This window comes from Duganella violaceipulchra (genome assembly GCF_019166075.1).
In the GTDB taxonomy this organism is placed as follows: domain Bacteria; phylum Pseudomonadota; class Gammaproteobacteria; order Burkholderiales; family Burkholderiaceae_D; genus Rugamonas; species Rugamonas violaceipulchra.
On the sequence record NZ_JAHTGR010000007.1, the window covers coordinates 241929 to 260968 of the forward strand.

Here is a 19040-nt window from a genome sequence, read left to right on the forward strand (position 1 = left end):
TTCAGGTTTGCGCAAAGACCGGCATGCGGGCGTTGGGCGAACGGCGATAAGTCCAGCTCAGCGTCCGCAGCAAAGTCGATTCAGCTTGCACGTCCAATGCCGACATCAATGCCCGCATCGCGCCGGTAGCCAAGGCTAGCGCAAGCGCCTGCCCCGGACATGCATGCGCGCCATGGCCGAAGCCGAACTCGCGGCCTTCGCCGCGTGGATCGCGTCCTGCTGCGGCCAGCACCAGCAATATCGTTTGCCCCACCAGCAAAGGCACGCCGCCGATCTCGCAATCGCGCGCCACGAAACGGCGCGTGTTCTGGATGGGCGGATCGAGACGGCTGACCATGCGCACCAGAACGGCGGCATCTTCCACGCCGCTGCGCTCATCTGCCGGCTGGCGCGCCAGCGCCAGCACGCTGTTGCCGACCAGCCCGGCCGTGGCTTCATAAGTCTGCGACAACAGGCCGACCAGGTTGGCCAGCAAACCATGCGACTCGCTCCACCCCACCGCCTGCGCCTCCGCAATCACTAGCGACAGTAGGCTGTCCGGCGCCGCCGACGATGCGGCCCCGCGCAGCAAGTCTTTGAAGCTGCCCAGCAGCGCCAGCGCCGCCGCATGCGCGCGCTCGATCTGCGAGGCGTCGCTGTACGGCGACAGGCAGGCCACGAACTCGCCCATCCACGCCGCCACCGCCGGCAACTGGCTGTCCGCGAAGCCCAGCAGACTGGCCATCGCCGACACCGGCACCTCGAACACCCACGTCGCCAGGCCATCGTCACGCCACAAGCGCCGGCCGATCAACTCCGCCCGCTGCTGCGCCACCTGCACGCTCACGCCGGCCAGCGCCCGCTGCAAGGCCAGCTTGGGGGCGGCATGCCGCTCGCCGTCGTTCATGCGCACCAGCGCGCCGAACACCTGCCCCGCAGCGCCGCCCGCGATGGCCGCCGGCACCGGCTCGGCCAGCGGCCGCACGCGACAATCGGGATGCCGCATCACCGCCATCACGTCGGCCGCGCTGGCGGCGATCCACAGGCCCAGGCCCGCGTCGAAGCGCAAGCCTTGCAGCGCCGCCAAAGCGTCGTAATATGGATAGGGATGGTCATGCGTCACCGCAGCGAGCGCGTGTTGGGGATAGGTAGGATTCATGTGGCTAGCATGCCACCATTTTCACCGCGATAGTTAGGCCTGCGCCGAAGTAAGCCCGCCGCTAAGCCATGTTTAAGAATCGGCCAACAAACTAAGCCACCGACACCACTCTGGGGACCACAATGAAAAACTGGGCACGCGCCAACAAAGGCTTCTTACTCTTCCTGATGCTGTTCGGGATCTTCCGCACCGCCGTCGCCGACTGGAATCCGATCCCCTCCGCCTCCATGCACCCCAACCTGCTGGAAGGCGACGTGGTGTTCGTCAACCGCCTGGCCTACAACGTCAAGGTGCCGCTGACCGACGTCGTCATCGGCACCACCGGCGAACCGCAGCGCGGCGACATCGTCACCTTCTCCTCGCCCAGGGACGGCACCCGCCTGATCAAGCGCGTGATCGCGCTGCCGGGCGACCGCGTCGAGATGCGCAACGAACAGCTGGTCATCAACGGCCGGCAGGCCGGCTACTCGGCGCTCGGCCACGCCACCGAATCGATCAAAGGCCTGGGCGACATGGCCGCGCTGCACGTCGGCGAAGCCATCGCCGACGCCCGCGCCCACTCGATCCAGCTGATGCCGCAAGTGCAGGCCCGCCGCGATTTCGCCCCCGTCACCGTGCCCGCCGGCCAGTACATGATGTTGGGCGATAACCGCGACAACAGCGAAGACTCGCGCTACATCGGCCTGGTGCCGCGCGCCCTGCTGATCGGCCGCGCCGAGCGCGTGCTGGCCTCGGCCGACATCACCGGCAACTGGCATCCCCGCACCGAACGCTTCGGTATGAGCCTCTACCCGGCGCCTTAGCCCCCCTCCCCGCCGGCTCCCGGCAATGCTATGATCAGTAGAAAATCTCATAACATTGTCGGGAACTTTATGATCGAATTCCAGGGACTGTCCAAAGTCTACGGCGGCTTCAATGCCGTCAAACCCCTGAACCTGGCCGTCCGGCGCGGCGAGGTGTTCGGCTTCCTCGGCCCCAACGGCGCCGGCAAGACCACCACCATCCGCATGATGATGGGCATCCTGGTGCCCAGCGCCGGCCACGTGCTGATCGACGGCCTCGATTGCCACGCCGAGCCGGCCGAAGTCAAACGCCGCGTCGGCTACCTGCCCGACACGCCCATCTTCTACGACTACCTGCGCGGCCGCGAGATCCTGCAATTCGTCGGCGAGATGCACGGCTACTCGCGCGCCGAAGCGACCGAACGCGGCGCCCGCCTGTTGGCGGAATTCGGCCTGGAGGAAGCGGCCGAAGACTACGCCGTCAACTACTCGCTGGGCATGAAGAAGCGCCTCGGCCTGGCCTGCGCGCTGATCCACGATCCGGCGGTGCTGATCCTCGATGAACCGATCAACGGCCTCGATCCGCGCGCCTCGCGCGACGTGCAGGAGCGCCTGCTGGCGGCGGCCGCGCGCGGCGTCACCATCTTCGTCTCCACCCATTTGCTGGACATGGCGGAAAAACTGTGCGACCGCGTCGGCATCATCCACCACGGGCAGCTGGTGGCCACCGGCACCCTCGACGAGATCCGCGCCGAAGCGTCGGCCAGCGGTTCGCTGGAAGACGTGTTCCTGAAGATCACCGACGAAGCGGCAGAGGAGCACACCCAATGACGCAGCAGGCGGCACAGCCGCTGTCGCCGGCGCGCGCCATCTGGCTGATGACGAAAATGCGCCTGACCCGCCAGCGCAACATGCTGGCCAATAACCTGTTCCGCAAATTCCGTAAAAAGAAGGCGCGCGACGGCATCGCCGGCAAGAAGAGCAGCCTGTGGGTGCTGACCCTGGTCATGGTGCTGTTCATGGCCTTCTCCTTCGTCAGCCTGTCGCGCAATGTGGTGCTCAACATGGGCTGCCACCTGGTCGCCGACAGCGCCTGCCACCTGGTCGACAAGGACGGCGACCGCCACGACAACCTGGAGCTGACTGCGGACGAGCTGCATCAGGCGCCGTTCCAGCCCGAGCTAACGCACGGCCTGACGATGGTGGTCACGCTGCTGTTCGGGATCGCCGTCCTGCTCCCGCTGGGCAGCAAGGAACTGGCGCAACCTGACTGGGATATGGAATGGCTGGTCACCATGCCGGTCGAACGCTCCACGCTGTTGTGGGGACGCCTGCTGGAACGCAGCGCGGCCAACTTCAGCGGCATGTTCGCGCTGTTGCCGCCACTCGGCATCATAGGCTGGTACTCGGGCCTGGGCTGGTTCGCGCCACTGGCCGCGCTGGCAGCCTTGTTCGTGCTGCTGCCACTGGCCGCGCTGCTGCATACGCTGGCCGACACCGGCTTGCGCATGTGGCTTCCGGCATCCCAGCTGCGCAACCTGCAAGCCGTCACCGGCTTGTTCAGCATGCCCCTGATGTACTTCGTCATGGCGCTCGGCATGCCCGGCGCCAGCGGCTTCGTGATGGACTGGGCGCGCGCCTTCCCCGCGTGGGGCGGCTGGACGCCGCCCGGCCTGGTACTGCAAGCGATGCAGGCCTCCAGCCTGGCGCACGCCGCGCAGGCCATCGCCCTGCTGCTGGTCCAAACGGCGGTGCTGATATGGGCCGGCGTGGCGCTGATGCGCTACCAGCTGCGCAACGGCGTCGTCAACGCGGGCGCGCGGGAGAGCGTGCGGCGCAAGCAGCCGGCCGTCGCCGGCGCGGCGGCGCGTGGCGGCCTGCGCGCCCGGCTGTCGGCCAGCATGTCGCCGATCAAGCGCCGCGAGCTGCGCCTGCTGAGCCGCGACCGCAACTTCCTGGTGCAGACACTGGTGCTGCCGGTGGTGATCGTGGCCAGCCAGATGATCTTCAACGGTAAATTGAGCAGCTTCGAAGAACTTGGACAGCACCACACCACCACCGCCGCCATCGCCTTCGGCATCGGCGTCTACGTGCTGATGCTGTCAGCCTTCCAGACGCTGAACAACGAAGGCCAGGTACTCTGGCTGCTGTACACGGCGCCGCGTTCGATCGAAAGCGTGTTGAAGGAAAAAGCCCAGCTGTGGGGCGCGCTGACGATGGTCTACCCGCTGGTCGTCATCGGCATCGGCGCCTGGTACACCACGCATTTCGAATGGTCGATGCTGGTATTGCTGCTGACGGTCTTCGCCGGCATTCCGATCTACTCGCTGATCGCCGTCTCGCTGGGCGTATTCGCCTGCGATCCGCAAGCGGTCGACGCGCGCGCCCGTGTGCGGCCGACCTACATCTACCTCTACATGCTGCTGGCCAGCTTCTACACCTGGTCGATTTACAGCAGCGTGTGGTCGCAGAAACTGGTGGTGATGGTGTTGATCGCATCGATGGCGCTGGCGCTATGGCAGAAGGCGCGCGACGCCCTGCCCTTCCTGCTGGACCCGGCCGCCGCGCCGCCGCCGCGCGTCTCCACCTCCGACGGCCTGATCGCCGCCACCGCGTTCTTCATCATGCAGGGCCTGGCCACGCTGATGATCATGCAGGATGCGACGACGCCAACGCTGAAGGCGGTGACGATGGCCTTCGCCGCATCCGGCCTGCTGGTCTATGTGCTGATGCGCTTCGTCTACTGGCGCAGCAAGACCACCGGCGTGCCGGCCATCCTGCGCGGCGGCGACATGGTGCTGACGCTGGGCTACGGCGCGATGGCCGCAGTGGTAGCGTGCGCCGTCGGCCTGGCTTACATGGCAGGCCTGCAGCACTCGTCGCTGTGGCCCGAGATCGCCCGGCAGATGTCCGCGTCGACCGGCACGCGCGGCTGGCTGCTGTTGCTGGCCGTGCTGGCGGCGCCCCTGTTCGAGGAGTTCATCTTCCGTGGCCTGATCTTCGGTGGCTTGCGCCGTTCGATGCCCGCAGTGCCGGCAATGATAATGAGCGCCGCCGTCTTCGCCGTCGTCCACCCGCCGGTGTCGACGCTGCCGGTCTTCGTGCTTGGTCTGTGCACCGCGTGGACCTATGAACGCAGCAAGACCCTGCTCGGCCCGATGCTTGTGCACGCGGTGTACAACGGCGTCATCCTGTCCTGGCAGTTCTGGATGTAGTAATCAAAACCGCCGTGGCAGGAATTGACTGTTTTATGTCATCCTGCCACGACCCGCGCCCCGGATAATCCCTGTCAAACCCCACACAGGACCGTCACTATGCGCAAACTGATCTACCTCTTCCTGCTGATCGGCCAACTGGCCACCGCCGGCGAAGTTCCCGCCTACCAGGACCGCTTCGGCCGCGCCAAACCGGTGGTCGCCGTGGTCGGCGAAAACAGCGGCACCGAATTGACCGATTTCGTCATCCCCTACGGCGTACTGGCCCGCTCCGGCGCGGTGCAGCTGTTAAGTGTCGCCACGCAAACCGGCCCGTTGACCATGCGCCCGGCGCTGAAGCTCCAGCCCGACGCCACCACCGCCGAATTCGACCAGCGCTACCCGCAAGGCGCCGATTACGTGATCGTGCCGGCCGTCGTCAAGCCGGACGACGCGACGCTGGTCGCCTGGGTCGCGGCAAAAGGCGCAAAAGGCGCCACCGTCGTCAGCATCTGCGACGGCGCGCTGGTGGTCGCCAACGCCGGCCTGTTCAAGGGCAAGCGCGCCACCGCGCACTGGGCCACCGAATCCTATCGCAAGGAGCACTACCCGGATACGCAATGGATCAGCAATATCCGCTACGTCGCCGACGGCAAGGCCATCTCCAGCGCCGGCGTCAGCGCCGCCATGCCGACCGCGCTGGCACTGGTGGAAGCCATCGCCGGCGGCGCGCGCGCCAACGAGGTGGCGCAGCAGCTGGGCGTCGCCGACTGGAGCACCACCCACGACAGCGACATCTTCCGTCCACGGCTGGGCACCAACCTCACCGCCTACATCACCGGCTACACCAATCAATGGTTTCATTCCCGCGACAGCATCGGCGTGCCGGTGGCCGCCGGCGTGGACGAAATCACGCTGGCCTTCACCGCCGACGCCTGGTCGCGCTCCAAGCGCAGCAAGGTCTACACCGTCGCCGCCAGCGCGGCGCCGCTGCAATCGCTCTCCGGCCTGACCATCGTGCCGGATCGCGTGCAAGGTGCCGCCGACGCGCCCGACCTGCTGCCCGCCAGCGCCGGCATCGCCTTGCCCGGCAAGGCCCTGGACCGCGCGCTGGAAGGACTGGAACAGCGCTACGGCCGCCGCACCGCCCTGCTGGTCGCATTGGAATTCGAGTATCCTTCCTACCATTGAGGCCAACCAAACCAGTTCCGTCATGCCGTCCAAGAAAACCCTGCGCGTCGTACTACTAGCCTACGACGACATGAACCTGCTGGATCTGTGCGGCCCCTTGCAGGCGCTCGCCACGGCCAGCAAGCGCCACACCGGCAAGGGCCCAGCGTTGTACGAAACCATCGTCGCCTCGGCCGACGGCGGCATGGTCACCACCAGCGCCGGCCTGCCGGTGATGACGGTCTCCATCGCCAGCCTGGACGGCTTGGTCATCGACACGCTGATCGCTCCGGGTGGCTGCAAGGGACAGGAATACTACGCGCCGCCGACGCTGGTGAACTGGATCGTGCGCCAGGCGCCGCTGGTGCGCCGCCTGTGTTCCGTCTGCACCGGCGCCTTCCTGCTGGCCGCCGCCGGGCAGCTGGACGGCAAGCGCGCCACCACGCACTGGGAATGGGTAAACCGGCTTCAGAGCCAATACCCCGGCATCAACATCGACGCCGACAAAATCTTCATACAGGACGGTTCGGTGTGGAGTTCGGCCGGCGTCAGCGCCGGCATCGACCTGACGCTGGCGCTGATCGAAGAGGATTACGGCCATCACGTCGCCATCGAAACGGCGCGCCAGCTGGTGATGTTCATCAAGCGTACCGGCGGCCAGTCGCAATTCAGCGTGCCGCTGGCGGCGCAGGCGCACGAAGGCGGTCGCTTCGACGGCCTGCACGCCTGGGTCGCGGCCAACCTGCACGAAAACCTGAGCGTGGAACGGCTGGCGGAAAAAGCCGGCATGACGCCGCGCACCTTCGCCCGCACCTACGCCAGCCAATCGGGACGCACGCCGGCCAGGATGGTGGAAGCGATGCGGCTGGAGGCCGCGTGCCGTGCCTTGGAGAAGACCATGCTGCCGCTGAAAGCCATCGCGGCCAACACCGGCTATGTCGAAGAGCAGAACCTGCGGCGCGTGTTCCAGCGCCAGCTGGGCGTGAGTCCAAGCCAGTACCGCAGCCGCTTCTCCGGCCACGGCGCGACAGTGAACTAGTCTTTGTACTGCGGGCCGGACATCAGGAAGCCGCCGCCCTGGTAAATGGTTGCCACATCATCCTTCGGCGGATAGGCGCCGGTGTCAGGGAAGTTCGCCGCGAACCGCGTCGAGCTGTCCTTGGGCTTGAAGCCCAGGTGCGCCGCCTTGCTGTTATCCCACCAGCTGGCCGGATTGGCCGAAGCGCCAAACAATATCGTATGCCCCACGCGCGGCGTGAACAGCGATACCCGCAGCGACTCCAGCAGGTCATCGTAGCTGAACCACGTCACCAGCATGCGCGGATTGACCGGCTCCGGGAACGATGAACCGATGCGCAGGCACACCGTCTCGATGCCGGCGCGGTCGTAGTAATAGCGCGACAGCGACTCGCCGAAGCATTTGCTCACGCCGTACAGGCTGTCCGGCCGCATCGGGCTGTCGGCGTCGATGTAGTCGGTGGTCTTGTAGTAGCCGATGGTGTGGTTGGAACTGGCAAAAATGACCCGCTTGACCCCGTGCTTGTGCACCGCCTCGTACAGGTTGTAGGTACCGGCGATATTGGCCGCCATGATGTTCTCGAAGGTGTTCTCGGTCGAGATGCCGCCGAAGTGCAGCACCGCGTCCACGCCTTCGAGCAGCTTGAATACGGCGGCCTTGTCGGCCAGGTCGCACTGGACGATCTCCTCGCCCTCGCGCGCTTCGCCCATGTCGCCGATATCGGACAGGCGCACCACATCGGCCCAGGGCTTGATGCGGTCGCGCAGGATTTTACCCAGGCCGCCGGCGGCGCCGGTCAGCAGCAATCGTTTGAATGGTTTGGTCATGATTTCGTCTCTTGTTATCAGGTCACCGGGGCCGGGTTGAACAGCACCAGTGCGTTATGCAATTTCCATTTTTCCGCCCATGTGCGGCGGCCGCTGGCGACATCCAGCAGCAGCTGGAACATCTCCCAGCCGACGTCCGCGATGGTGGCGTCGCCGCTGGCGATGCTGCCGGCGTTGATGTCCATCAGGTCATGCCAGCGCGCCGCCAGTTCGTTGCGGGTGGCGACTTTAATCACCGGCACTTCGGCCAGGCCATACGGCGTGCCACGGCCGGTGGTGAAGATATGCACGTTCATGCCGGCCGCCACCTGCAGCGTGCCGCAAATGAAATCGCTGGCCGGCGTGGCGGCGTAGATCAGGCCCTTCTGCGTCAGCTTCTCGCCCGGCGACAGCACGCCGGAAATCGGACTGCTGCCGGATTTGACGATGGAACCCATCGCCTTCTCGACGATGTTCGACAAGCCGCCCTTCTTGTTGCCGGGCGTGGTGTTGGCGCTACGGTCCACGCCGCCGCGCTTGAGGTAATTGTCGTACCACTCCATCTCGCGGATCATCGCCTGCGCCACTTCCGGCGTGGCCGCGCGTGAGGTCAGCTGGTCGATGCCGTCGCGTACCTCGGTCACTTCGGAGAACATCACCGTGGCGCCGGCGCGCACCAGCAGGTCGGTCGCATAGCCGACGGCCGGATTGGCGGTCACGCCGGAGAAGGCGTCGCTGCCGCCGCACTGCACGCCGACCACCAGCTCGGAGGCCGGCACCGTCTCGCGGCGGCGCAGGTCCAGCGCGGCCAAGTTGATCTCGGCCTGCTTCATGATCGAAGCTATCATCGACATGAAGCCCACATGGGCCGCGTCCTGCAGGCACACCAGCGCCGGATCGGCGCCGCCGCCGTTCTGGATCGGGATCGAACCTTTGGGGAACAGGCGCGCCGGCTGCAGCTTCTCGCAACCGAGGCTGACCACCATCGCCTGCCCGCCGAAATTCGGATTCAAACTGATATTGCGCAGCGTGCGGATCGGCACCATCGCACCCGGCGCATCGATCGCCACGCCGCAGCCGTAGGTGTGCTCCAGCCCCACCACATCGTCGACGTTGGGATACTTGGGCAGCAGTTCTTCCTTGATGCGCTTGACCGCGAACTCCACCACCCCCGCCACGCACTGCACCGTGGTGGTGATGGCCAGGATGTTGCGCGTGCCGACGCTGCCGTCGGGATTGCGGAAGCCTTCAAACGTATAGCCTTCCAGCGGCTCGGCCGCCGGCGGCAGGTTGGTCGATATCGGCAGGTTGACCAGTTCGCGCGCGGGCGGCATCTCCACCTGCGGCTCGGCGACCCAGCTGCCGGCGGCGATGTCGTGCGCGGCATAGCCGATGGTGACGTTGTAGCGCCGCACAGGATCACCCTTGGCGATAGCGCACAGCGCCACCTTGTGGCCCTGCGGGACGGCTTCCAGCAGCGCCAGGCCGCTGGCGAATACCGCGCCGGCAGGCAGGCCGCCGTCGTTGACGACTATGGCGACGTTATCGTTGTCGTGCATGAGGATGTAGCGCGGCGTACCTGTGATCGTCGGTGTCGGCATGTGGATTCCTTGTCTTCCTGTTCCGGGCACTACGTCCCGGCGAACGTTGTTTTTGGCGTTGTTTGGTGCGCTGAAAAAGTGGTCAGGCCACTTCTCCGGTGCCCGGACCAGCGCTGTCTGTGGCCTTGGCACCACAGGCTGAAACGGCTTGTTTGCGGGGCTACAGCCCTGTAAACTCCCTCTTCCCGCAGCTGCATGACGATTTTAGTATGACAGCTAAAAATTAATTTGGCTAGTCCACATTGCGTATTTGGTCTGACCACCTTAGAATGGCCTGACCAGATGGCGATGTCCAGGTCACCCTACGTATACGAGACACAGATGCTGAAAAAGACGACCGTCCCTGCCGATAGCAACGCCCACGAACCGCGCCTGTACCGCGTTGTGGCCGACCGCATCCAGGACCTGATACGCGAAGAGAAGATCGCCGGCGGCGAACGCCTGCCGTCGGAACGCGACCTGGCCACCAAGTTGAGCGTCAGCCGCGCCTCGCTGCGTGAAGCGCTGATCGCGCTGGAACTGGGCGGCGTGATCGAAGTGCGCGGCGGCTCCGGCGTCTATGTCAGCGAAAAGCCGGAACCCGCGACCGCCGACTTGCCCGAAGCCGGCCCCGGTCCCTTCGAAGTGCTGTCGGCGCGCCGCCTGATCGAATCCGAGATCGCCGCCATCGCCGCCCGCGTCGCCACCGACGGCGCCATCGACGCCATCCTCAAGGCGGTCGTCGAGATGGAACAGAACCACGCCAATTATTCGAGCAACGAGCAGGCCGACCGCAACTTCCACCTGGCCATCGCGCGCGCCACCGGCAACAGCGCGCTGGTCGGATCGCTGAACTACCTGTGGGACCAGCGCGGCCGCCTGTGGCACAAGTTGAAAGAACACTTCCAGACCGAGGAACTGCGCCAGGAAACGCTGAAGGATCACCGCCGCATCCTGGAGGCGATCGCCGCCCACGATCCGGCGGCCGCGCGCAAAGCCATGCGCGCCCACCTGGAACGCGTGACCCGCACCTTCTCTCGTGGATAAGAAGTTGTAGCAAGCAGTAAGGCAGTAGCGCAGGACCGGCCTCGATGCCGGTCCGCGAACAAAGCAATAAGTTATCGACCGTTTTGCGACCTCGGCCCGTGTTCACCACGACGGCCCTCGTCTCAACGGCACGGAGTACGCGAGGTGCTCCAATCACGTCCAGTGCTTTTCCCAGCACGGCGCATAACTTTATTCAAAAAGACGAAGGAGACACGCATGAACACGTCCGATCACTCGGTCCAGAACCGTTCCGCCCAACCCCGCCTGCTGCTGTCGGCCATCACCGTGGCCGTGCTGACGCTGGCCAACCAGGCGGCCGCGCAACAGAGCGCAGAACCGGCGATGACCCGCGTCGAAGTGACCGGCTCCAGCATCAAGCGCCTGGCCACCGAGGCATCGCTGCCGGTCAGCACCGTCAAGGCCGAGGACTTCATCAAGCAAGGCATCACCACGCTGGCCGACGTCATGATGTCGCTGCCGCAGTCCGCATCGCTGGCGCCGTCCAACGCCGGCTCGGGCACCAACATCAACCTGCGCGGCCTGGGCGTGAACCGCACCCTGGTGCTGCTCAACGGCCGCCGCATGGCCAACGAGGCGATCGCCGACGGCTACGCCAATCTGGATGTGATTCCGATGAGCGCACTGGCGCGCGTCGAGATCCTGCGCGACGGCGCATCGTCGATCTACGGCTCCGACGCCATCGGCGGCGTGGTCAACTTCATCACCAAAACCTCGTACGAAGGCTTGTCGCTGACCGGCCAGGAAGTGCAGCCGGAGAAGAACGGCGGCGGCGACGAGCAGCGCGCCAGCATCACCTGGGGCAAGGGCAACCTGGAACGCGACGGCTGGAGCATCTACGGCACCATCGACGCCCACCAGCGCACCCGCCTGGCCGCGCGCGACCGCGCAGACCTGAGCTCCGCCGCCATGCTGACTTCCATCGGCCGCCCGCCGACGCTGGGCACCGGCGGCAACGCCACGCCGGCCAACTTCACCACCTCCACCAACAAGACCGCACAAAACCCATACGCCGCAAGCGGCTGCCTGGCGCCCTACTCGATCGTCGGCCAGAAGGGCACCTGCGTCCTCGACGCCAACGAATACGGCACCGCGTTGTACGCCAACCAGCAGGTCACGTTCTACGCCCGCGCAGCCAAGAAGCTGAGCGAAGACCACGTCGTCACCATCGACTACTCGCGCGGCGAGGAGTTCATCCTCGGCACCAAGAACCCGACCAACGCGCTGGCCGTCAGCGGCGTCAGCGCCACGCTGCCATCGACCAGCAAATGGTATCCGGGTAAGAGCGGCGGCGTGCCTGCGGTCGCAGGCCTGAACAACGCACCGCTGATCCTGACCTGGGCCGTGGCCGACCTGGGCCTGGCCACCACCAAGGACGTGCAGCTGAACCAGCGCCTGTCCGTCATGGATGAAGGCACCCTCGCAGGCTGGGACTACAAGGCTGGCCTGGTGGTCGGCGTTTCGCAGCGCGACAACTACTACCAGTCCGGTTACGCCAAGGGCCAGGGCCTGCTGGACGGCCTGAAAAGCGGCGCACTGAATCCCTTCGGCGTGCAGGATGCGGCCGGCCAGGCCTACCTCGACACCATCAAGGTCGATGGCGCCAAGAACCGCACCTCCAAATCGACCTTCACCGGCGTCGACCTGACCGCCAGCCGCACGCTGATGGAACTGCCGGGCGGCTCGATGGCGCTGGCGCTGGGCGCGGACTTCCATCGCGACACCACCGAAGACACCAAGCTGCCGATCAGCGCGGAAGTCACCTATGCCAGCGCCTCGCCATCGCACGGCGAAGGTTCGCGCAACGTCGCCGCGCTGTTCGCCGAGCTGAATGTGCCGGTCACCCAAAAGCTGGAACTGAACCTCGCCGTGCGTGATGACCATTTCAGCGATTTCGGCAACACCATCAATCCGAAGATCAGCTTCCGCTACGAGCCGACCAAGCAACTGATGTTCCGCGGTTCGGCCAACACCGGCTTCCGCGCACCGACGCTGTTCGACCGCTACGGCTACCGCCTGCCCGGCGCCACCGGCCTGACCGCCGCCAAGTGGGACGATCCGATGCTCTGCCCTGGAGGTACGCCTGGCGTGGCCGGCACCGGCAAGCCACTGGCCGGCTATGTCGCCTCGGCCGTCTGCAACACCACGCTGCCCAAGCAGACCGGCTCCAATCCCGAGCTGGTGCCGGAAAAATCGAAAGGCTTCACGCTGGGCACCGTGTTCGAACCGACCAAGTCGGCGATGGTGTCGATCGACTACTGGAACATCAAGATGACCAATATGCTGGCCAACTTGCCGGAGCAGGTCTACTTCCTCGATCCAGTCAAATACGCATCGTTCTTCGTGCGTAACGCCGACGGCACCATCAACTACATCAAGAACACCACGATGAACCTGGGCGGCCAGAAGGCGGCCGGTATCGACGTCTCGGGTTCGTATGCCTTCCCGCACACGGCGTATGGCGACTTCAAGGTTTCGCTCGACGGCACCTACCTGACCCAGTTCGACAACCAGCTCGATAACGGCAGCCCTTACGTGTCGAATATCGGCCAGTTCGGCCTGGCCAGCAACGGCACCACCAGCAGCCTGCCTATCATCACCTTCCGCTGGAAGCACACGCTGAAGCTGAACTGGGCCGCCGGCAACTGGAACACCCAGCTGACCCAGAACTACAACTCCAAGTACACCGACCAGAACCTGGTGGCGCAGCAGTACTGGCGCAACATCAACTCGTACAAGGTATGGAACTGGACCACGACCTACACCGGCTTCAAGAACATCCAGGTTACCGCCGGCGTCAACAACCTGTTCAACGTGAATCCGCCTGTGACCAACAGCAGCCTGTATAGCTTCGGTTACCTGAGCAGCGCCGCCAGCCCGATCGGCCGCGCCTACAACGTCCGCGCCACCTATACCTTCTGATGAGAACACAGATGCAAAAAGACGAACAGAAAGGCGGTGGCCTCGGCCGCCGCCGCTTCCTGCAAGCCTTGTCGGCGGCCGGCCTGGCCGGTGGCGCCGGTCCGGCGGCGCTGGCCGCCAGCACCAAGGCGGCCGATCCCTGGAAGGAGGCGCAAGCCATCATCGACCGCTTCAAGAAGCCGTTGAAGTTCCGCGACGAAGACTTCGTGGTGACGGCCTTCGGCGCCGCCACCTGCGTAACCAAACCGGTGACGGCGTGGACCTCGTTCACCGAGTCGGACACGCTGCAAACCCCGGTGGCAGGTTCGCACGACTGCTATCCGGCGATCGCCGCTGCCATCGCGGCCTGCCACAAGGCCGGCGGCGGCCGCGTGGTGATCCCGGCCGGGAACTGGCTGTGCGCCGGTCCCATCGTGCTGCTGTCGAACGTGAACGTGCACCTGAAGGCCGGCGCCCACGTCTACTTCAGCAACAACCCGGCCGACTACGCCAAGTACGGCGCCTACGACTGCGGCAAGAACGGCAAGCTGTCGATCACGCGCTGGGAAGGCAACGACCTGCTGAACTACTCTTCGATGGTGTACGCGCACGGCCAGGACAACATCGCCCTGACCGGCGAGGACAATACCGCCATCCTGGACGGCCAGGCCGGCGTCGCCTTCGACGGCGATCCGGATTGCTGGTGGTCGTGGAAAGGCCGTGAGAAACCGAATTGGGCCGGCGACATCGCCGCCGGCGCGGGCAACTACGTCAAGCACACCAAGGGCAAGACCGAAGTGCACGTCAATCCGGCCAACCCGGTCTCGCTGCGCGAGATCGCACCGCACCTGAGCGAAGCGGAAGCCCTGTTCATCCAAGGGCCAAACGACAAGTGGCGTACCGACTCCTACTATCTGCGTTCGCTGGCGGAAGCCCGCGTGCCGGTAGCGAAGCGCGTGTTCGGCATCGGCCACTACCTGCGGCCGCACATGGTGCAGTTCATCAGCTGCACCAACGTGCTGTTCGAGGGCTACCAGACCACCAACACGCCGTTCTGGCAGCACAATCCGGTCAACTGCCACGACATGCATGTGAAGAACATCTACGCCAACAGCATGGGGCCGAACAGCGACGGCTTCGATCCCGAGTCCTGCACCAATGTGCTGATCGAGGACTGCCACTTCAACACCGGCGACGACTGCATCGCCATCGATTCTGGCAAGGGTCCGGACATCCAGTTCGGCCCCGCCAAGAACATCGTGATCCAGAACTGCAAAATGCAGAGCGGTCATGGCGCGCTGACGCTGGGCAGCATTATGTCCGGCGGGATCGAGAACATCTACGCGCAGAACCTGGTGTTCGAGAACAGCAACTGGAAAAGCGATCCGCTGAACATCGCGATCCGCCTCAAGACCAATATGAGCCGCGGCGGCTACCTGCGCAATATGCATGTGCGTAACGTGCACATCCCGAACGGCATCCGCACCACGCCGGCGTTCTATTCGACCCTGCCAGGTTCGCTGATCCCTACCAAATCGGTGGCCACGTCGGCGGGCGGCATCATCACCATCGACTGCGGCTACGATCCGATCAACGACAACGTGCGTATCCGTCCGCCGAGCGTCAGTCATGTGCGGATCTCCAACGTCACCTGCGCCAACGTCGAGACCAAGGCTGGCAGCTACTCCTGCTACCAGGCGATCGTGATCCTGGGGCCGGTGGCGTCGGATTACAACGGTCCGGGCAAGCCGGTGGTGCTGCCGGTGTCCGATATCGAAATCAGCGACTGCGATCTGGGCACGCCGGTCAACACCGACAAGCCTATGTATCTGTACAACGTCAAGGGGCTGAAACTGAAGAACGTCAAGATCGGCGGCAAGGCCGTCAATCAAAGCTTCTCCGCCTGAGTTCAGGCGCCGGACCGCGACGCGGCCGGCGCCTTTTTTTTATTCCCCGGATATCGTCATGAACTTCCAGAACCTCACCCTCGCCGCCGCGCTATTGCTGGCCGGCGCCGCGCCGCACGCCGCCGAAGCGCCCGCCAAACCTATCCGCGTCATCCTGGTCGGCGATTCGACCATGGCAAACAGCAGCGGCTACGGCGATGCATTCTGCGCGCGCATCAACCGCGCCAACACCTGCCTCAATCTGGCCAAGGGCGGCCGCAGCTCCGGCAGCTTCCGCGCCGAAGGCCGCTGGGACGAAGTGGAAGGCCTGCTGCGCGGCGCCGCCGCGTATCGCGCCACCTATGTGCTGATCCAGTTCGGCCACAACGACCAGCCTGGCAAGCCTGGCCGCTCGACCGACCTGAAAACCGAATTCCCCGTCAACATGACGCGTTACGTGCAAGACGTGAAGGCGCTGGGCGGCATCCCGGTCCTGGTCACGCCGCTGACACGCCGCAGCTTCACCAACAAGGTCCTGGAAAACAACCTGCTGCCGTGGGTCGATGTGATCCGCGCCACCGCCGCCGCGCAGCACGTGGCGCTGCTGGACCTGAACGCCGACAGCTACGCCGCAGTACAGGCGATGGGCGAGGACGAAGCCGATACGCTGGCCGCGGCGCCGCGCCCCGAAAAGTTCACCGAGGCCGCACTGGCGGCCGGCAAGGTGGAAGTGGCGGGTGCCGCAAAATCAGCCTTCGACCGCACCCACGTTGGCGCCAAGGGCGCAGCCTACTTTTCGCGCATGGTGATGGAGGAAATGAAACGCGCCTTGCCGGAGACGGCCGGCCAGTTCAAGCCAGAGAGCGAGCAATGACGAAGCGGTTGTCCAACGCAGGCATCGCCTATCTGCTGGCCGCCTCCTGCGTCGGCGCCGCGCAAGCGCAGGACATGCGCACGGTCGCCGAACCTGTCGCGCCGGCGTCCTGCGCTGTGCTGGTGGCCGCTGGCGACGCGCCCGGCAAGGACGATACGGTCCGCATCCAGCACGCCATCGACCAATGCGCGCCTGGCCAGGCGGTGCGGCTTTCCGCGCAAAATGAGAAGCGCAGCTTCGTCGCCGGCCCGCTCACACTGCGCAGCGGCGTCAGCCTGCTGGTCGACGCCGCGACCACGCTGTACGCCAGCACCAATCCCAAATTATTTGATCGTGGCGCCGGTACTTGCGGCACCGTCGACAAGCAGGGCAAAGGCTGCAAACCCTTCATCACTGCCGACAAGACCAAGGGCAGCGGCATCTTCGGCGAAGGCAGCATCGACGGCCAAGGCGGCCACGTGGTCGACGGCGCCAGCGAATCCTGGTGGCAGCTGGCGCGCCGCGCACAGAAGGAAGACGCGCGCCAGAACGTGCCGCGGCTGATCGAAGTCACCGGATCTCAGGATTTCACACTGCACAAAATCACGTTGCGCAATTCGCCCAACTTCCACGTCACGCTGAACAACGTGGATGGCTTCACCGCATGGGGCATGCGCATCGACACGCCGGCCACCGCGCGCAACACCGACGGCATCGATCCCATCTCGTCGCGCAACATCACCATCGCCTACAGCCATATCCGCACCGGCGACGACAATGTCGCCATCAAGGCCGGCAACAACGGGCCCACGGATAACATCTCCATCCTGCACAATCACTTCTACAGCGGCCATGGCATGTCCATCGGCAGCGAGACCAACGGCGGCGTGCGGCGCGTGCTGGTCGATGACTTGAGCATGGACGGCACCACCTCCGGCCTGCGCATCAAGAGCGACGTCTCGCGCGGCGGCGTCGTGGACCAGGTCAGCTACCGGAATGTCTGCCTGCGGGACGTCAAGGCGCCGATAGACATCAGCACCCACTACAACCCGCGTGCGGAAGGTACGCAGGTTCCGGTCTACACCAACATCGTTCTCGACGGCGTGCATAGCGTCACGCCGGGTCGCGTCATCATGCAAGGCTACGACGAGCAGCATCCGCTACAGGCGACACTGCGCGACGTCGGCGTCGCCGGCACGGCGGAAAGGAAGATCGAATTCGCCAAGCTCGCCGGCGAGTTCACCACCACGCCGGCAACCGCCTGCGCCGACCGGTTCACTCCCTTCCCTGCTGCCACGACGGTCGCCACGCGTCCGCAGCTCAGCATCGAACAGTCCAGGCAATACGCGTACAGCGAAGTGTTGAAATACGTCGGCGCCGCCGGCAGCGAAACCGTCGATCCATGGGACCCGCTGTCCGATCCGCTGGCAAAAGGCGCGGCCTTTGTGCCCGACTACATCGTTGACAAAACCGCGAAGGCCGACGGCATCAGATTGTTCAACACCGTGCAGGAAGCCATCAGCCGCGCGGTCGTCGACAGCATGGCCCATCCCGCCAAACGCCTTTACTTGCTGCTCAAGCCGGGCATCTATCAGGAGCTGGTCTACATCCCAGCCTCCACCGCGCCGATCACCATGTACGGCGAAGGCAAGGACGCAGGCGCCACCAAAATCACCGCCCGGCTGGATGCCTCCAACACCGGCGCCGACTACGCCCGGCAATACGATGCGCAATTCGCCAAGGCCGCTCCTGCGGTGCAAGCGATGTACGCGACCATCAAGGACCGCGCCCAGATCGGCACCTTCGGCACCGCCACCGTCTGGGTGCAGGACAGCGGCTTCCAGGCTCGCAACCTGACGTTCGAAAACGCCTACAACAAAGACACCGGCAACGCCCGCGCCGAAGCGCCCCCCAACGTCAACAACATCCACCACCAGGCGCTGGCGCTGCAGGTGGATGGCGCCGACAAGACGCAATTCGAAAACATTCGCCTGATCGGCTTCCAGGACACGCTGTACCTGAAGGCCCCGCAGCTAGCCAACACCTCGCGCAGCTTCTTCAACAAATCCTACATCGAAGGCGACGTCGATTTCATCTTCGGCGACAGCACCGCCTACTTCCACCAAACCGAAATTAAATCGCTGGGCGACCGTGGCCTGTCCTACGCCGCCGCGCCGGATACCCACGTCAAAACCAGGTACGGCTTCGTCTTCGACAACTGCCGCTTCACGCATGACGGCTCGCCCAACGCCGGCGCGGGCGCGTTCTACCTGCTGCGCCAGTGGTTCCACAACTCGCGCTGCACGCCCTATGACAAAGTCCCCGTCGATGGCTACGCCTGCACCTTCGGCCCCGCCAACGGCTACCAGGCGCCGAAAGGCACAGTCGCCAGGAACTCGCTGGAGGCAGTCGGAAAAATGATCGTCATGAATTCGCGCATCGGATCGCACATCAACCGCGCGGCGCCGTGGTCGGACTGGAACAAGAAAGGCACGCTGGCCTACCGCCCTGCCCAATACAACTCCGACGACCATTGGAACAACCTGATTAAAGCCGGCATCGATCCCGTCAAGGATCTCGGCTACACCGCAAAGCCATCGCCGGCGGAAGTCTTCCTCGGTGAGTTCAACAATTCGGACGAATAAGG

13 protein-coding genes are annotated in these 19040 nt (G+C 64.9%); 10 read left to right on the forward strand and 3 right to left on the reverse strand.

The window, feature by feature from the left end; translation table 11 throughout:
* Position 1: 1 nt before the first annotated feature.
* Complete coding sequence (locus KVP70_RS15355; RefSeq protein WP_217943087.1) at positions 2-1138, reverse strand: cytochrome P450 family protein; 1137 nt, start codon at positions 1136-1138, stop codon at positions 2-4.
* Positions 1139-1260: 122 nt separating this feature from the next.
* Here KVP70_RS15355 and lepB point away from each other — a divergent pair, with 122 nt between their 5' ends.
* The 5 genes from lepB to KVP70_RS15380 all read left to right on the forward strand — a co-directional run bounded on the left by lepB (position 1261) and on the right by KVP70_RS15380 (position 7323).
* A complete protein-coding gene (gene lepB, locus KVP70_RS15360; RefSeq protein ID WP_217943088.1) occupies positions 1261-1941 on the forward strand; it encodes a signal peptidase I in 681 nt (226 codons plus the stop codon).
* Positions 1942-2010: 69 nt separating this feature from the next.
* Positions 2011-2751 (forward strand): ABC transporter ATP-binding protein, encoded by a 741-nt coding sequence (locus tag KVP70_RS15365; protein WP_217943089.1) that lies wholly within the window; start codon positions 2011-2013, stop codon positions 2749-2751.
* Positions 2748-5135, forward strand: coding sequence for a CPBP family intramembrane glutamic endopeptidase (locus tag KVP70_RS15370; protein ID WP_217943090.1), 2388 nt, complete (start codon positions 2748-2750; stop codon positions 5133-5135). Before KVP70_RS15365 ends, KVP70_RS15370 begins: the two co-directional genes overlap by 4 nt.
* Before the next feature lie 99 nt (positions 5136-5234).
* On the forward strand, positions 5235-6305 hold the full coding sequence (locus tag KVP70_RS15375) for a DJ-1/PfpI family protein (protein WP_217943091.1): 1071 nt from the start codon (positions 5235-5237) through the stop codon (positions 6303-6305).
* A gap of 22 nt (positions 6306-6327) precedes the next feature.
* Entirely contained in the window at positions 6328-7323 is a 996-nt protein-coding gene (locus KVP70_RS15380) for a GlxA family transcriptional regulator (protein WP_217943092.1), read from the forward strand.
* Here the strand turns inward: KVP70_RS15380 and KVP70_RS15385 are convergent.
* A complete protein-coding gene (locus KVP70_RS15385) occupies positions 7320-8129 on the reverse strand; it encodes an NAD-dependent epimerase/dehydratase family protein (protein WP_217943093.1) in 810 nt (269 codons plus the stop codon). The genes KVP70_RS15380 and KVP70_RS15385 overlap by 4 nt on opposite strands.
* 17 nt (positions 8130-8146) lie before the next feature.
* Positions 8147-9709 (reverse strand): galactarate dehydratase, encoded by a 1563-nt coding sequence (gene garD, locus KVP70_RS15390; protein WP_217943094.1) that lies wholly within the window; start codon positions 9707-9709, stop codon positions 8147-8149.
* Between the two features lie 321 nt (positions 9710-10030).
* On the opposite strand from garD, the gene KVP70_RS15395 reads away from it, so the two are divergent.
* The 5 genes from KVP70_RS15395 to KVP70_RS15415 all read left to right on the forward strand — a co-directional run bounded on the left by KVP70_RS15395 (position 10031) and on the right by KVP70_RS15415 (position 19038).
* The gene (locus KVP70_RS15395) at positions 10031-10735 is read left to right on the forward strand and encodes a FadR/GntR family transcriptional regulator (RefSeq protein WP_229224842.1); all 705 of its coding nucleotides are present in this window, start codon (positions 10031-10033) and stop codon (positions 10733-10735) included.
* A gap of 216 nt (positions 10736-10951) precedes the next feature.
* Entirely contained in the window at positions 10952-13675 is a 2724-nt protein-coding gene (locus KVP70_RS15400) for a TonB-dependent receptor (protein WP_217943096.1), read from the forward strand.
* A gap of 11 nt (positions 13676-13686) precedes the next feature.
* Positions 13687-15561: a glycoside hydrolase family 28 protein gene (locus KVP70_RS15405; RefSeq protein WP_217943097.1), complete on the forward strand. Its 1875-nt coding sequence runs from the start codon at positions 13687-13689 to the stop codon at positions 15559-15561.
* 58 nt (positions 15562-15619) lie between these two features.
* A complete protein-coding gene (locus KVP70_RS15410) occupies positions 15620-16414 on the forward strand; it encodes a rhamnogalacturonan acetylesterase (protein WP_217943098.1) in 795 nt (264 codons plus the stop codon).
* Positions 16411-19038, forward strand: a complete 2628-nt coding sequence (locus tag KVP70_RS15415) for a pectinesterase family protein (protein ID WP_217943099.1) — start codon at positions 16411-16413, stop codon at positions 19036-19038. The genes KVP70_RS15410 and KVP70_RS15415 overlap by 4 nt, the downstream gene beginning before the upstream one ends.
* Positions 19039-19040 lie beyond the last annotated feature (2 nt).

Excerpts from the sequence above, each read along its gene's own strand:
- KVP70_RS15410 (WP_217943098.1), top strand. The coding sequence starts at position 15,620 with ATGAACTTCCAGAACCTCACCCTCGCCGCCGCGCTATTGCTGGCCGGC.
- KVP70_RS15355 (WP_217943087.1), bottom strand. The coding sequence starts at position 1,138 with ATGAATCCTACCTATCCCCAACACGCGCTCGCTGCGGTGACGCATGAC.
- KVP70_RS15405 (WP_217943097.1), top strand. The coding sequence starts at position 13,687 with ATGCAAAAAGACGAACAGAAAGGCGGTGGCCTCGGCCGCCGCCGCTTC.
- garD (WP_217943094.1), bottom strand. The coding sequence starts at position 9,709 with ATGCCGACACCGACGATCACAGGTACGCCGCGCTACATCCTCATGCAC.
- KVP70_RS15400 (WP_217943096.1), top strand. The coding sequence starts at position 10,952 with ATGAACACGTCCGATCACTCGGTCCAGAACCGTTCCGCCCAACCCCGC.
- KVP70_RS15375 (WP_217943091.1), top strand. The coding sequence starts at position 5,235 with ATGCGCAAACTGATCTACCTCTTCCTGCTGATCGGCCAACTGGCCACC.
- KVP70_RS15365 (WP_217943089.1), top strand. The coding sequence starts at position 2,011 with ATGATCGAATTCCAGGGACTGTCCAAAGTCTACGGCGGCTTCAATGCC.
- KVP70_RS15370 (WP_217943090.1), top strand. The coding sequence starts at position 2,748 with ATGACGCAGCAGGCGGCACAGCCGCTGTCGCCGGCGCGCGCCATCTGG.
- KVP70_RS15385 (WP_217943093.1), bottom strand. The coding sequence starts at position 8,129 with ATGACCAAACCATTCAAACGATTGCTGCTGACCGGCGCCGCCGGCGGC.
- KVP70_RS15395 (WP_229224842.1), top strand. The coding sequence starts at position 10,031 with ATGCTGAAAAAGACGACCGTCCCTGCCGATAGCAACGCCCACGAACCG.
- lepB (WP_217943088.1), top strand. The coding sequence starts at position 1,261 with ATGAAAAACTGGGCACGCGCCAACAAAGGCTTCTTACTCTTCCTGATG.
- KVP70_RS15380 (WP_217943092.1), top strand. The coding sequence starts at position 6,328 with ATGCCGTCCAAGAAAACCCTGCGCGTCGTACTACTAGCCTACGACGAC.
- KVP70_RS15415 (WP_217943099.1), top strand. The coding sequence starts at position 16,411 with ATGACGAAGCGGTTGTCCAACGCAGGCATCGCCTATCTGCTGGCCGCC.